The sequence below is a fragment of the Helicobacter cetorum MIT 99-5656 genome (genome assembly GCF_000259275.1).
Taxonomy (GTDB): domain Bacteria; phylum Campylobacterota; class Campylobacteria; order Campylobacterales; family Helicobacteraceae; genus Helicobacter; species Helicobacter cetorum.
Genome location: NC_017735.1, coordinates 1,646,558 through 1,659,589 on the forward strand (window position 1 = coordinate 1,646,558; position 13,032 = coordinate 1,659,589).

At 34.6% G+C, this 13,032-nt stretch carries 11 protein-coding genes and 1 pseudogene; 5 read left to right on the forward strand and 7 right to left on the reverse strand.

All coding sequences use genetic code 11. From position 1 onward, the window contains the following. Positions 1 to 63 precede the first annotated feature (63 nt). Positions 64 to 2,736, forward strand: coding sequence for an N-6 DNA methylase (locus HCD_RS09805; RefSeq protein ID WP_173361702.1), 2,673 nt, complete (start codon positions 64 to 66; stop codon positions 2,734 to 2,736). 870 nt (positions 2,737 to 3,606) lie between these two features. Here the strand turns inward: HCD_RS09805 and HCD_RS07790 are convergent. After that, positions 3,607 to 4,929: an RNA-guided endonuclease InsQ/TnpB family protein gene (locus HCD_RS07790; protein ID WP_014658798.1), complete on the reverse strand. Its 1,323-nt coding sequence runs from the start codon at positions 4,927 to 4,929 to the stop codon at positions 3,607 to 3,609. A gap of 36 nt (positions 4,930 to 4,965) precedes the next feature. Here HCD_RS07790 and tnpA point away from each other — a divergent pair, with 36 nt between their 5' ends. Further along, positions 4,966 to 5,382 carry an IS200/IS605 family transposase gene (tnpA, locus tag HCD_RS07795; protein WP_014658764.1) on the forward strand — a complete coding sequence of 139 codons (417 nt, stop codon included), beginning with the start codon at positions 4,966 to 4,968 and terminating at the stop codon, positions 5,380 to 5,382. A 509-nt stretch (positions 5,383 to 5,891) separates the two neighbouring features. On the opposite strand, the gene sabA is transcribed toward tnpA, so the two are convergent. The 4 genes from sabA to ccoS all read right to left on the reverse strand — a co-directional run bounded on the left by sabA (position 5,892) and on the right by ccoS (position 9,608). Then, positions 5,892 to 7,796, reverse strand: coding sequence for a Hop family adhesin SabA/HopD (sabA, locus tag HCD_RS09755; RefSeq protein WP_014660022.1), 1,905 nt, complete (start codon positions 7,794 to 7,796; stop codon positions 5,892 to 5,894). Between the two features lie 252 nt (positions 7,797 to 8,048). Next, positions 8,049 to 8,183, reverse strand: a complete 135-nt coding sequence (locus HCD_RS09710) for a hypothetical protein (RefSeq protein WP_265101265.1) — start codon at positions 8,181 to 8,183, stop codon at positions 8,049 to 8,051. Positions 8,184 to 8,414: 231 nt separating this feature from the next. Continuing rightward, positions 8,415 to 9,389: an NAD(P)-binding domain-containing protein gene (locus HCD_RS07805; RefSeq protein ID WP_144005867.1), complete on the reverse strand. Its 975-nt coding sequence runs from the start codon at positions 9,387 to 9,389 to the stop codon at positions 8,415 to 8,417. A gap of 6 nt (positions 9,390 to 9,395) precedes the next feature. Continuing rightward, positions 9,396 to 9,608 (reverse strand): cbb3-type cytochrome oxidase assembly protein CcoS, encoded by a 213-nt coding sequence (gene ccoS / locus HCD_RS07810; RefSeq protein ID WP_014660024.1) that lies wholly within the window; start codon positions 9,606 to 9,608, stop codon positions 9,396 to 9,398. Between the two features lie 124 nt (positions 9,609 to 9,732). Between ccoS and HCD_RS07815 the strand changes: the two genes are divergently transcribed. From HCD_RS07815 to ybeY, 3 genes are all read left to right on the forward strand, one after another. Then, complete coding sequence (locus tag HCD_RS07815) at positions 9,733 to 10,314, forward strand: DedA family protein (RefSeq protein WP_014660025.1); 582 nt, start codon at positions 9,733 to 9,735, stop codon at positions 10,312 to 10,314. A gap of 95 nt (positions 10,315 to 10,409) precedes the next feature. Continuing rightward, on the forward strand, positions 10,410 to 10,904 hold the full coding sequence (locus tag HCD_RS07820; protein WP_014660026.1) for a flavodoxin: 495 nt from the start codon (positions 10,410 to 10,412) through the stop codon (positions 10,902 to 10,904). A 48-nt stretch (positions 10,905 to 10,952) separates the two neighbouring features. Further along, the gene (gene ybeY, locus HCD_RS07825; protein ID WP_014660027.1) at positions 10,953 to 11,375 is read left to right on the forward strand and encodes an rRNA maturation RNase YbeY; all 423 of its coding nucleotides are present in this window, start codon (positions 10,953 to 10,955) and stop codon (positions 11,373 to 11,375) included. 491 nt (positions 11,376 to 11,866) lie between these two features. Here the strand turns inward: ybeY and HCD_RS09440 are convergent. Beyond that, positions 11,867 to 12,131: pseudogene (locus HCD_RS09440) on the reverse strand (hypothetical protein); the annotation flags it as partial. 121 nt (positions 12,132 to 12,252) lie between these two features. Then, a complete protein-coding gene (gene proC, locus HCD_RS07835) occupies positions 12,253 to 13,026 on the reverse strand; it encodes a pyrroline-5-carboxylate reductase (protein ID WP_014660028.1) in 774 nt (257 codons plus the stop codon). Between the last annotated feature and the right edge of the window lie 6 nt (positions 13,027 to 13,032).

Here is a 13,032-nt window from a genome sequence, read left to right on the forward strand (position 1 = left end):
TGTTGGGATAAAACAAGCAAGGGCGAAAAAGGCCAGTATTTTACCCCAAGATATGTGATAGATATGTGCGTAAAAATGCTTAATCCTAACGAACAAGAGAGCATGATAGACACCGCAAGCGGCAGCTGTGGCTTTCCTATACACACCATTTTTTTCGTATGGAAAAAGATTTTAGAAGCTAAGGGCATAGAACAAAGCCACCTTTTTACCGCTGAGAAAAAGCCCATAGAATGCGAAGATTTTGTTAAAGAAAAAGTTTTTGCCATAGATTTTGATGAAAAAGCAGTAAGAGTGAGTAGGGCGTTAAACTTAATCGCAGGCGATGGGCAAACCAATGTCTTGCATTTAAACACGCTTGATTATGAACGCTGGAGTGAAAATTACCACAACCCCACTTGGATAGATGCCTATAATGATGGCTGGAAAAATATCCGCAAATTTTTAAAAAATCAAAAAAGCGAAATCATCAAAGATAAAAGCGTTTATGATTGTAGGGATTTTAGCTTTGATATTTTAATGGCTAACCCTCCCTTTGCAGGCGATATTAAAGAAAGCCGCATTTTAGCCAAATACGAACTCTCTTTAAAAAGCAACAATAAAGGCAAAGTAACAAACGCCTCTAAAATGGGGCGAGATATTTTATTTATTGAAAGGAATTTGAGCTTTTTAAAAGCAGGGGGTAGAATGGCTATTGTCTTACCCCAAGGGCGTTTCAATAATAGCAGTGATAGAGCTTTGCGAGATTTTATTTCTAAACACGCCAGAATTTTAGCTGTCATAGGCTTACACCAAAATGTCTTCAAACCCCATACCGGCACTAAAACTTCCGTGCTTTTCTTGCAAAAATGGCATGAGACTCTTTGCCCTTATAAAGAAGATTACAACATTTTCTTTGCCACCATGCAAGAGCCTAGCAAGGACAATTCTGGCGATAAGATTTATGAAACCTTTCCTTGTGTGCATTATTTCAAAGATAATAAAACGCATAAATACCATTTAAACGACTTTTTAAAAGAGTTTCAAAGCGTAGAAAACGCCCCATGTTTTTATCAAAAAAGCAAAAATGAAGAAACCACCTGTATAAGCATAGAAGAATACAACGCCCTAAGCACAGAGGATAAAAAGCCCTACCTTAAAAAACAAGCCATTTTTAACCCGGTTGAACCCTTGCTTGATACGCATGGGCATTTAATCGTTAAGCACGATTTGTTTAACCATGACGGCTTAACAAAAGATGGCATAGCCGAGGCGTTTCTAGCTTTTGCTAAGAATGAGGGGCTATCCTTTGCCCCAAAGCAACAACCCCTAAAAAGTCTTAACGATTTTTTAGGGGGTAATTTAGAGATAAGCGTTTTAAATCTGTCCGCCGTCTTAAAAGATAATAATAGTTTTAGGTTTGATAGTGAGTATTTTAAAAGGGAGTATTTAGAGAATTTAAAAAAATTACTCTCAACCCCACACACAATCTTAAATCATCACATTTCACATATGAGCGGTGGGGCAACGCCACTAGGGGCAAATTATCATAAGCAAGGTATCCCTTTTTTAAGGGTGCAAAATATTATGGAAAATTATTTTAGCCTTACAGATATAGTCTATATTGACACAGAACAAGAAAATGAGCTTAAAAGAAGCCGTTTAAAACATAAAGATGTGTTATTTACCATTACAGGAAGTTATGGCAAAAGTGCGGTTGTCCCCCTTGAATTAGAAAACGCCAACATTAACCAACATTCCGTAAAAATCACCCTTAAAGAAAGCTTGAACCCTTATTTTTTAGCCACTTTTTTAAATTCTAAATTTGGTAAATTACAAACCGATAAAAATATCATAGGGGTTACACGCCCAGCCCTTGATTATTCTGTGATTAAAAAATTTATTATCCCCACATTTTCAAGTCTTTTTGAAACCAAAATACAAGACCTAGTTAAACAAAGCGAAGTTTTTAACCAACAAAGCAAGAACGCCTATAAACTAGCCTTAGATTTGCTTTTAAAGGAGCTAGATTGTAAAGATTTCAAACCGAGTGAGAATAATATTTCTATCAAATCCTTTAAGGAGAGTTTTCGTTCCTCAGGGCGTTTAGATGCCGAGTATTATTTAGAAAAATACGAGCAATACGAAAAATTAGTTTATTCTTATTGTAATGGAGCAAAAATTCTTAGTGAGATTTGTGATTATAAAGACCCCACAGACACCCCTAAAAAAGGCGTATCTTATAAATATATTGAACTATCTAACATCGGTAATTGTGGGGACATCTTAGGGCATACCCTAGATTTGGGCGAAAATCTACCTTCAAGGGCTAAAATCCAAGTTGACACAAATGAAGTTATCGTTAGCTCTATTGAAGGTAGTTTATCATCGTGTGCTTTGATTACGCCTAGTTACAATAAAGCTTTTTGTTCTAATGGTTTTCATGTGATTAAATCAAGCGTGATTAATTCTGAAACTTTGCTTGTGCTTTTCAAATCAGTTTTATTTCAAAACCTTTTAAGGCAAAATTGCTCTGGGACAATTTTAACAGCTATCAGTAAAGAAAATTTTAAAAACTTACCCATACCCTTAATTGATAAAAACACCCAACAACAAATCGCTACGCATGTTGCAAAAAGCTTCACCTTAAAAGAAAAGGCTCAAAATTCCCTAGATTTAGCCAAGCGTAGCGTAGAGATCGCCATAGAAAGGAGCGAACAACACGCCCTAGAGTTCTTAAGAAAAAGCCTTGAAGATTAAAAAACTTGTTTTTGTTTGTGATTTTAAAAAAGCGTTTTTTTTTATTTTTTCTTTTATTCTTTTAAAAAACTTGTTTTTGTTTGTGATTTTAAAAAAGCGTTTTTTTTTATTTTTTCTTTTATTCTTTTAAAAAACTTGTTTTTGTTTGTGATTTTAAAAAAGCGTTTTTTTTTATTTTTTCTTTTATTCTTTTAAAAAACTTGTTTTTGTTTGTGATTTTAAAAAAGCGTTTTTTTTATTTTTTCTTTTATTCTTTTAAAAAACTTGTTTTTGTTTGTGATTTTAAAAAAGCGTTTTTTTTATTTTTTCTTTTATTCTTTTAAAAAACTTGTTTTTGTTTGTGATTTTAAAAAAGCGTTTTTTTTTATTTTTTCTTTTATTCTTTTAAAAAACTTGTTTTTGTTTGTGATTTTAAAAAAGCGTTTTTTTTATTTTTTCTTTTATTCTTTTAAAAAACTTGTTTTTGTTTTGTGATTTTAAAAAAGCGTTTTTTTTATTTTTTCTTTTATTCTTTTAAAAAACTTGTTTTTGTTTTGTGATTTTAAAAAAGCGTTTTTTTTATTTTTTCTTTTATTCTTTTAAAAAACTTGTTTTTGTTTGTGATTTTAAAAAAGCGTTTTTTTTTATTTTTTCTTTTATTCTTTTAAAAAACTTGTTTTTTTAAAAAAAAAGGGGGGCTTTTTAAAGGCTCTCGCCTTATTCGCTATTTTTAAAAGTGCATTTAGCGCTTTTAAAAACGCTCATTGAAGCGCTTCCCTAGCGTCTCTTTAAAATTCCCTCCTTGCCCCTCTTTAAAAATGAGTTTTACAACAAAGTGAAACACCCCTCGCTAAAGCGAGGAGCTTCCTAACTAAAGCACCCTACTGAATGCTAATACGAAAGGCTTTGCTCTTTAAAGTCTGCAAGGCTATTTCCTAACCCAAGAAGACTTAACCCTTTGCTTAAAATATTACTTGCGGCGTTTATATCTCTATGCTCTATATATCCGCAATTTTGACACAGATATTCTCTATGATTTAATTTAAGCTCGTGGTTGATTTGCCCACAACTATGACAAGTTTTACTCGTATATTGTGGGGGAGCTTTCACTAACAATTTGCCATTATGCTGTTGTTTGTAGTCTAAAAAAGAGATGATTTGATAGAATGAAGTATTTAGTATAGACTTATTAAGCCCACTCTTTTGTTTAACATTTTTGAGTTTGGCTCTTTTGGTCATGTTCTTAATTTGTAAGTCTTCAACTACTATCAATTCAAATTGCTTTGAAAGTTCGCTTGTGATTTTATGGTATCTGTCTAGTTTTTGATAGCTTGATTTATCAAAGGCTTTGTTTAATTTTTTTTGAGTTTTGTAAAAATTACCTCCTAGTTTGATTTTATTTTGTTTAGATTTTAAAACCCTACGGCTTTGTTTTCTTTGTAGTCTTTTAAATTCTTTAGAGTATTTTTTAAAAGAATGTAGTTTAGAATAAGTAGGAATAAGTCGTTTTAGATTGATATTTTCATCTACTTTTAAACCTAGTTCTTTCATGTCTTTTTGGTATTGTTCTAGGTCGGTTAGTTTTTCATATTCTTTTAAATCAACGCTTAAAGCTATATCATAGATATTTAAGTCCACACCGACACAATTTCTAGGCTCTTTAATAGTGTTAAGCTCTTTTTCGTATTCTATGCTAAAACTAACAAAATATTTTTGATGAGAGCAAGAGACTACGATTTGTTTAATCTTAGCATTAAGGGGTAAGTCTCTATGCATACGCATTTTTAAGGGCATTTTCATTAAGTTAAACATCTTAAAGCGTTCGTTAAAGTCTTTGATAGAAAAGCCTTGATTATTCCAAGTAAAACTTTGTTTAGCAAATTTAGAGTTTTTAAATTTAGGAAAGCCCCTATTTTTGACTTTAAAGGCATCTCTTAAGGCTCTTTCTGCATTCATGCGTGATTGTTGAGCGACTACACTACTAAAACTTAAATTCCTAGCTTTTAAATGGTGCTTAATCGCACTATCTAATTCGCTTGATTTTTGCCATTTTCTTTGTTTAGTGGGTAAATCTTTGTTTTTTTCGTATTGCTCTTGTTGTAGATTTAAGCAAATGTTATAGGCTTGGTTATAGACAAAAAAAGAGTGTTGTAATTTGGTCTGTTGCTCTTTGGTAGGATACAAACGAAATTTAAAGCCCTTATTTACTTTCATAGAAAGATTTTAGCATAATTTAGTTAAACTTGGTCTATGAAACAAATTGATAATATTAGACATGGCAGACATTGTGTTTTTTTAATGCATGTGCATTTAGTATTTGTAACTAAATATAGGCGTAAAGCATTCAACAAAGAAGTTATAGACTTTTTAGGTTCTGTATTTGCTAAGGTATGCAAAGACTTTGAAAGCGAGTTAGTAGAATTTGATGGGGAAAGCGACCATGTGCATTTACTTATCAATTATCCACCAAAAGTTAGTGTTAGTAGGTTAGTTAATTCTTTAAAGGGTGTTAGTAGTCGTTTGGTTAGACAACAAAATTTTAAAAATGTTAAAGCTACTTTGTGGGGCAATCATTTATGGTCGCCTAGTTATTTTGCTGGAAGCTGTGGGGGTGCTCCTTTAGAAATCATTAAGCAATATATCCAAGAGCAAGAAACACCACATTAGATTTGCTAACCTTTTGTTTTTAGGTTAAATGACACTAAAAAATAGCCTAACGGCTATTGACGCTTACATCTCCGCCCTAAAGGACGGAGTTTTTCGCTTTGTTGGGATAAAATTAAAGCTTAAAAAACAAACTTCTTAAAAAATAAAAGCCTTTTAATAAAATGAAGTTTTAAAAAATAAACTTTTTAAACTAAAAAACAAAAGAATTAAATCAATAAACTTTAATAATTAAAAACTTATTTGTTCCAAAAAAGAACCCTATCAGAAGATAGGGTAACCCTTTGAAAAGTTAGCGTTTAATTTTCAAACTAAACTTTCAACCTAAAAAACTATATTTTTAGGTATGCTTCTTTCCAAGAGTTTTTGCTATTAGATTTTTTCATGCTAAAACAAAGAGTTAAACAAGAACTAAAACCAAAAACTAAAAGCAACAATAACAGAGTTAAACAAAGTGAAAGCTAAAAAGAGCCTTAGAATAAATTGCCCCTTTTTAAAAGGGGTTAAGAGATTTAATATGCAAACACATAGTTCAAATAGACGCTATAGAGCCTTCTGTATTCTAGTTTAGCTCCTAAGAAAGAATAGTAGCTGGTATTGATAGTAGGAATCTTAATGCCTAGTTCAATACCATGTTGGATAGCATGTTCATTCTTTTTAGAATTATCTGCTAAATTCATTCTTAATCCAAAGTTAAATAAGAATTGGAAATTAGATGCACTCACACTCGCTTTATAAGGCGTGTTAGATGCGTTAAACTCAGGCGTGTTTAAAAGAACAGCCTTATCGCTATTAAGCCATGAAGTTCCTGCTAAAGCAATTCCAGCAAAGCCCCCAAAAGAGAGTCTATTTTTTTTCATTTCTTTATCATTGATAAAGTTATACAAGAAGTCTGAACCCACCCCATAAGTTAAGACATTAGAAGCAGAGTTAAAGAAATCTGATTTAATATAGGTGTGGTTATAATCAAAGAAACCATAATACCTAGCTCCCATTCTCTTTGTTGCTCCAAAGAATTGTTTATAACCTAGTTGGACACCTATACCATTCATCACACCGCTATTACCTTGAGATTTGATAACGCCTATATTTCTAAAGGGGTTAGCACTCATTGCCGCTAGAGCGTTAGTTAGGTTGGATTGCTGTATGGGGTTAATATGATAATCCACTCTATCAATGGTTGGGGCATTGGGGTTATTTGTAGAATAGACAATGTTTTGTAAAGCGAGCTTGCTATTAGGATTTAAATCCAGTCTAGCCCCTAAAGATTGTGTGCTAGCGAAAGTGTTTTTTAGGGCTGTTTTGTTATTAGCCAGATTGATGACATCATTAGCGAGCTGTAAATTAGAGTTAGGCTGATTGCCATAGTAGTTGATACTTGCTTGTGTAGCCGTAGCAGATTCGGCAGGGTTGGCACAGATACTGAATTTTTCTGACCCTGTAATATCTTGTTTGGTATTTAGAATTTTGGTGCAATCTTTAAAAGCATCTTGAGCCCCTTGTGGCATAGCCTTATAATCATCTACAATAGATTGAGCAAGACTTAAGACTTGTTGTTGCTCTTTAGCGGCTTGTTGGAATTTTTGGTTAAATTCGCTTGTGTTAGCCCCTTCTCCGCTTTGCTTTTGCTGTAAATTGTTTTGTGTGGTGTTAAGGTTATAAGTAGCATTGATTAGGCTTTGAGCGTTTTTAAGGGCGGCTTGAGTTTTTAAAAGCACAGGATTTTGTTTGATTAAGGTATTTTGAGTTTGTCCTGTATATCTTTTTCCATCGCCTACAACATAAATATCCATAGAAGCGAATTTATCCATCATCTGTTTAGCGAGCGTTAGCAAGCCTTGTGGGGTGGTTGTGAGAGTAGAATGATTAGCATTCTTTACCTCCCTTACTTCTGCTAGGGTCTCACCTTTTATGTCTTGGTTTGCTGGTCTATTATCTGTATTTAAAGTAGTGATTTTATTAAACCCTTCTATGATTTGTTTGGCAAGTTGATTGATTTCTTGACCTGTTTGTTTATATGTGGATTGCATTTTCCAACCCAAATTACCATTCCCTAAAAAGATTGTCCATGCCATGATAGCCATTCTAAGAGCTAAGTTTACGCCTTGATAGGCTGGGGAATAAGTCGTTCCTGTAAAATTATTGTTTGAAAAAGCTTGCAAAGAAGTGATGGCGCTTTGAATCTTATTTTGGTCGCTTCCATCAGCTACGGCACGATTAAGTTCTTGCAATTGGAACAAATTGTTTTGTAAATCCTTATAGCTATCATTGAGTTTTTGTAATTCGCCAGTGTTTTTAGCAATCTGAGTGGCTTGACCGATTTGATAGCCTACGCTCACAAAAAAGCCGTTATCCTCAGCGTTAGCTAATGATAAACATGAAATGAGAGAGAGAGAGAGTAAAAAGGTCTTTTTCATTATCTTATCCTTGCTTAATAAAAATCTAAATTTGGTAGTATTTTAGCTTAAAAAAGATGATTGCGGTTTGTTGTGGGGAATTTTGTTTTTTTTTTTTTTGTAAATTTTGGGGCAAAATGGGGTCAAAGATAAATAAATATTTAATAATTATTATAGCTTTTAGAGATACTTTATGATATTTATTTGGATTTGTCCTGTTAATTTGATGAAGTAGATTTTAAAAGGTTTAAGGGGTTTTGTTGTAGAATATCTTTACGCCCCATAGTTGAGATATGGGGCAAATTCCGCATAAGGAGCCGTCATGTCTAAACCACATGATAAACGCTCTTGGAAGAAATTATACCTTGAAATTTCTTTTTCTTGGTTTAAAATGGTGTTTTCTATCAAACGCTAATCTTTCTTAAGAGTGTTCCCTGAGCTCAAAAAAGCTTAGGGGTTTCCTTTAAAAGTGGGTTTGCTCAAACTTTTGGGGCGTTTAACTGACTTGTTTTAAAAAATCTATAGTTTATTTAAGAAATTTAATGTTTTTTATTTGGGTGGTTTTACTATGAAATCTGCCTTTAAGGGTTAATCTCATAGAACAAAAGGCACTTGTTTCTTAAAAACCTTATAAGATTTTTAAGATTGCAATCTTTTAGCGATTTCATTGGCAACATCATAGCCGTGATTTAGAGCGGTGGCGATACTTGCCCCAGATTTGAATAAAATATCGCCCACAATGAATAAATTAGGGGTGTTACTACTCTCTAAATTTTCTTTCACTACAGGAATATTCGTGCTAGAATCTAGCTCCAAAGAGCAACGCTTAAAGAACTCTAAAGGCGTAGAACCCCCGATTGCATACAATAAGCAATCAAAACTTTCGCTGGTGTTATCGGTAAAATTAACTTTAATTTGAGTGCCATCAGCTTCTAGGCTCTCAATATCCACCCCAAGCTTGCTTTTAAGCGTGTTGTTGTCTAGGACTTCTTGCAGGTTTTTGGCGTTGTCTTCGTTGATTCTAGTAAATTCAGTTCTTCGGTAGTTTAGAGTGGTGGGAGCGATTTTGCACAAAGAAATGGCGTATTCCACAGCTGAGTTACCCCCCCCTATAACAAGGGTTTTTTCATTCTCTTTACAATCATTAATGCTGAAAACCACTTGTTTAGAATGTGTAACAGGAATTTTGTAGTTAGTAGGGCGGTTTGGCTGACCCATTTTACCGATAGCAATAACCACAAATTTTGCATGATAGGTTTCATTAGAAGTAGTGGTAACCTTAAACAAATCGCCGTCTTTTTTTACGCTCTCAATATCGGTTTTATAGCTTGGAGTGATGTTATGCTCTTTTAAAAGCTTTGTAAAATTCTCTAAAGTCTCTTCTTTAAAGCTGTCTTTGAAAGGAATATGCCCCTTGAGTTCTACGACTTGCTTTCTATAATCTTTATCCACTCTCTTACCGGCTTTATAAAACTTTTCCATCATGCCTGAATGGTTTTCTGTTTTTTCGCATAAAAGCACTTTTTTAACGCCTGCAACTTCGCATTCTATCGCTGTGGCTATGCCACCAGGTCCTGCACCGACAATCAATACATCTAAAATATTCATTTTTATCCTTTGTTAATCATTTGAATTTAAATTTTTAGGGTTTTGGCGTTTTTCTTGGTTGATAGCGTCGTTTAAATCGCTAATGCTATCATACAGCACGCTTTCAAGCATGCGTTTTTCATCATCAAACTGACCACTTTTTACCCCCCATAAAAACGCCATTAAACCTATTAATCCCATAAGAATGGAGACAATTAGCATGATAGTTAAAATTTCTGTATTCATCTCTCTCTTAATATGGGTTATTAGGGTTGTATAACTTTATCATTATACTAAAAGATAGCGTTTAAATCATAAATAAGTTGGGTAAGTTTGGATAACATGGGGCTAAAAACAAAAAAGGATTTTTATGCAAGAAGCGTTAAGTAGTTTTCAAGAGAGTTTTAGCCAGTGGGGTTATCTCATCTTGTTTTTGTATTCTTTAGGAAGTGGGTATGTAGGAATTGTCATTGCATCCATTCTTAGTGCCACCACAAATACTTTAGACATCAAAATAACCATTCTAGTTGCTTTTTTAGGAAACATGGTAGGGAGTGGGGTGTTTGTGAGCTTTGCTCGTTACCAAAAAAAAGAGTTTTTGAAGTATTTTGACAAACATAAAAGAAAGCTTGCTTTGGCGAGTTTGTGGGTGAAACGCTACGCTTTGGTGATGATTTTTATTAACAAGTATTTGTATGGGGTTAAAAGCATTGTGCCTTTGGCGATTGGTTTTAGCAAGTATCCTTTAAAAAAGTTTTTGTGGCTTAATGCTTTATCTAGCTTGGTTTGGGCTGTAGTGGTGGGAAGCGTTTCTTTTGTGGCGAGCGATTGGGTTAAAACGCTTTATGAAAGGCTTTCTGATTATTCTTCTTTTTTTGTTCTTGGCGTGGTTCTTGGCGTGCTTTTGTTATGGTTTTTGTTGAAACGATACTCGCGCAAAATAGGTTTTTAAGCAAGATTTCAATTGAGTATGCTAAACTACGCCCTAAGTATTCGCATTTTTAGATAGGCGGATGCGTTAGTATCTTTAAACAAAGGATTGAGATTATGGAAAAAATCGGTATCTTTTTTGGAACAGACAGCGGAAACGCTGAAACTATCGCTGAAAAAATCAGCACAGCCATTGGTAATGCTGAAGTGATTGATGTGGCTAAGGCTTCCAAAGAACAATTTGATGGCTTCAAAAATGTGGTTTTAGTCGCTCCCACAGCTGGTGCGGGCGATTTACAGACGGATTGGGAAGACTTTTTAGGCACATTAGAAGCGAGTGATTTCGCTAGTAAGACTATCGGACTTGTAGGTTTGGGCGACCAAGACACTTATAGTGAGACTTTTGCAGAAGGCATTTTCCACATTTATGAAAAGGCTAAAGCGGGTAAGGTTGTAGGGCATACTTCAACTGATGGCTATAATTTTGAAGCTTCTAAAGCCGTAGAAGGCGGTAAATTTGTCGGTCTAGTGATTGATGAAGACAATCAAGATGATTTGACTGATGAAAGAATTTCAAAATGGGTAGAAGAAATCAAAGGTTCTTTTGCTTAATTTCCTAGACTCTTAAGCGTTTGCTTAGGGGGTCATAAACATATAGAAATGCTAGAAATTGATAATCAAACTCCGCTAGGTTTTGATGACTCACTTTTAGAAAAAATCGCAGGATTTTTAGCTCCCACTCAAATGATTGAACTTGTCTTAGTGGGTGCTGAAAAAATGCGAGAAATCAACAGAGATTTAAGAAAATGCGATTATGCGACTGATGTTTTGAGCTTCCCTTTAGAAGCCATTTCTTACGCCCCCTTAGGAAGCGTGGTAATTAACATGCCTTTGGCTAAAGAAAACGCCATGAAATTAGGGCATAGCTTAGAAAATGAAGTCGCCCTTTTATTTATTCATGGGGTGCTACACTTGCTAGGCTATGACCATGAAAAAGATGAAGGCGAGCAGCGACAAAAAGAGAGCGAGCTAATTAAAGCGTTTGGCTTGCCTTTGAGCTTGATTGAGCGGGTAGAGAGCTAAGCTTATTTTGTAGTTTAGCTACTTTAAAAGAAACGCCCTTGAATTAAAAATCCCATGCTTAATTTGGGTTTTTTGGGGCGTTTGCAACTTCTTTGATTTTTGTTATTCGCTTGATTTTTTAGTTTTATTATCCATTTAATTTCTCAATTCTATAACTTTCTTATTTTTTTATAATGCTTACTGAATTGATGAAGTCAAGGTTGAAAGTCTTAAGCAAGTTTATTGTAGAATATCTTTACGCCCCATAGTCCAAGTATGGGGCAAACTTACCAAAAGAGAAGCTTATCATGTCCAAGTTACATGATAAAAACTCTTGGTTAGTAGTATATCTTAAATTCTCTGTTAAGGGGTTTAAGTTTGTCTTTTTACTCAAAAGATAGCTAATCAAAGTTCCCTTAAGCTCAAAAAGCTTAGGGGTTTCCTTTAAAAGTGGGTTTGCTCAAACTTTTGGGGCGTTTAATTGGCTTGTTTTTAAAACTTTTTAAAGCCCTTCATAGTAAGTAATACGATTGAGTAATTGCCTTTAATGACAGCGAGTGAATCATTGATATTGGTGCTTAAATGCTTTTTAAAAGCGTTTTGATTTTTTAAACCATTCACAGGCATCTCTTTATTACACTCAAATAAGCGGTTTTATCAATCCTATCTTAAAGCACGATTTTTTCAATTCCTTTTAAGCAATAAGCTAAGCCATATCCCAGTCGCTCTGCTATTACCTTCTGAGAAAGGGTGGGCGGTGTTCATTTCTACATATTTCTACATGCTTCAAACAAAAAGCTTTCTTGTAGCCCCTAATCGTGGCTTCTATCGTGAGACCATTTTGAATTAAGTTCTTAGCTTTTTTCAAACTCCGTTTGTCTAAACATAACGCTTATTCTTAAGAACGCATTTTTTTCACGCTTTCATGGCAAGCTTCTATGAATGCCCCCCTAACCCCCCTTTTTTCTAGCACGCTCAAGCCTTCAATGGTCGTGCCTTTGGGGGTGCAAATTTGCTCGGTAATGATTTCGGGGCGTTCGTTTTCTAAAAGCTTGGCAAAGCCCTTAAAAGTCGCACTGACTAACTTCAAAGAATCCTTCGCACTCAGACCTTCCCTAACGCCCGCATCTTTCAAGCTACTTGCCACTAAGCTTAAAAAAGCGAGCGAACTCCCATTGGTCGCTACGCTAGAATTGACCTGTTCTTCACTACCCACTTGCACGCAATTCCCAAAACTCTCAATAATACTAAAAGCCTTTTCACTCACCAAAGGCACATGCGATTTTTCACACACTGCCGTAGATGAGAGAGCGAATTTGCTGGCGATATTAGGCATGCATTTGAGATAATGCAAAGAGTTCAGAGCGTTTTCTAACGCTTCAAAGCTCACTCCCGCTAATGCACTTAAAACACTCTTAGCCTGACCTTGATAGCAAAAATCCTTAAGATTATAAGGCTTATAGAGTAAAAACACAAATTTTTCATGCACATCAATAGCGTTTTCATAAGACACAACGCTCGCTTGAATGTTTTTTTCTTGTAAAAAAGGGGCGATTTTTTCAGGGTTTTTACCCGTGATTTCCAAGCGGAAATGTTTTGACAACGCCTGATGAGAGCCTTCTAAAATCGCTTGAGCCATATTCCCATAACCGATAAATTGTAAAGTTTCCACACGCAC

Bases quoted from the DNA above. Each gene is read 5' to 3' on its own strand.
- HCD_RS09805 (WP_173361702.1), top strand. From the start codon at position 64: ATGTGCGTAAAAATGCTTAATCCTAACGAACAAGAGAGCATGATAGAC.
- HCD_RS07790 (WP_014658798.1), bottom strand. From the start codon at position 4,929: ATGAAAGTAAATAAGGGCTTTAAATTTCGTTTGTATCCTACCAAAGAG.
- tnpA (WP_014658764.1), top strand. From the start codon at position 4,966: ATGAAACAAATTGATAATATTAGACATGGCAGACATTGTGTTTTTTTA.
- sabA (WP_014660022.1), bottom strand. From the start codon at position 7,796: ATGAAAAAGACCTTTTTACTCTCTCTCTCTCTCATTTCATGTTTATCA.
- ccoS (WP_014660024.1), bottom strand. From the start codon at position 9,608: ATGAATACAGAAATTTTAACTATCATGCTAATTGTCTCCATTCTTATG.
- HCD_RS07815 (WP_014660025.1), top strand. From the start codon at position 9,733: ATGCAAGAAGCGTTAAGTAGTTTTCAAGAGAGTTTTAGCCAGTGGGGT.
- HCD_RS07820 (WP_014660026.1), top strand. From the start codon at position 10,410: ATGGAAAAAATCGGTATCTTTTTTGGAACAGACAGCGGAAACGCTGAA.
- ybeY (WP_014660027.1), top strand. From the start codon at position 10,953: ATGCTAGAAATTGATAATCAAACTCCGCTAGGTTTTGATGACTCACTT.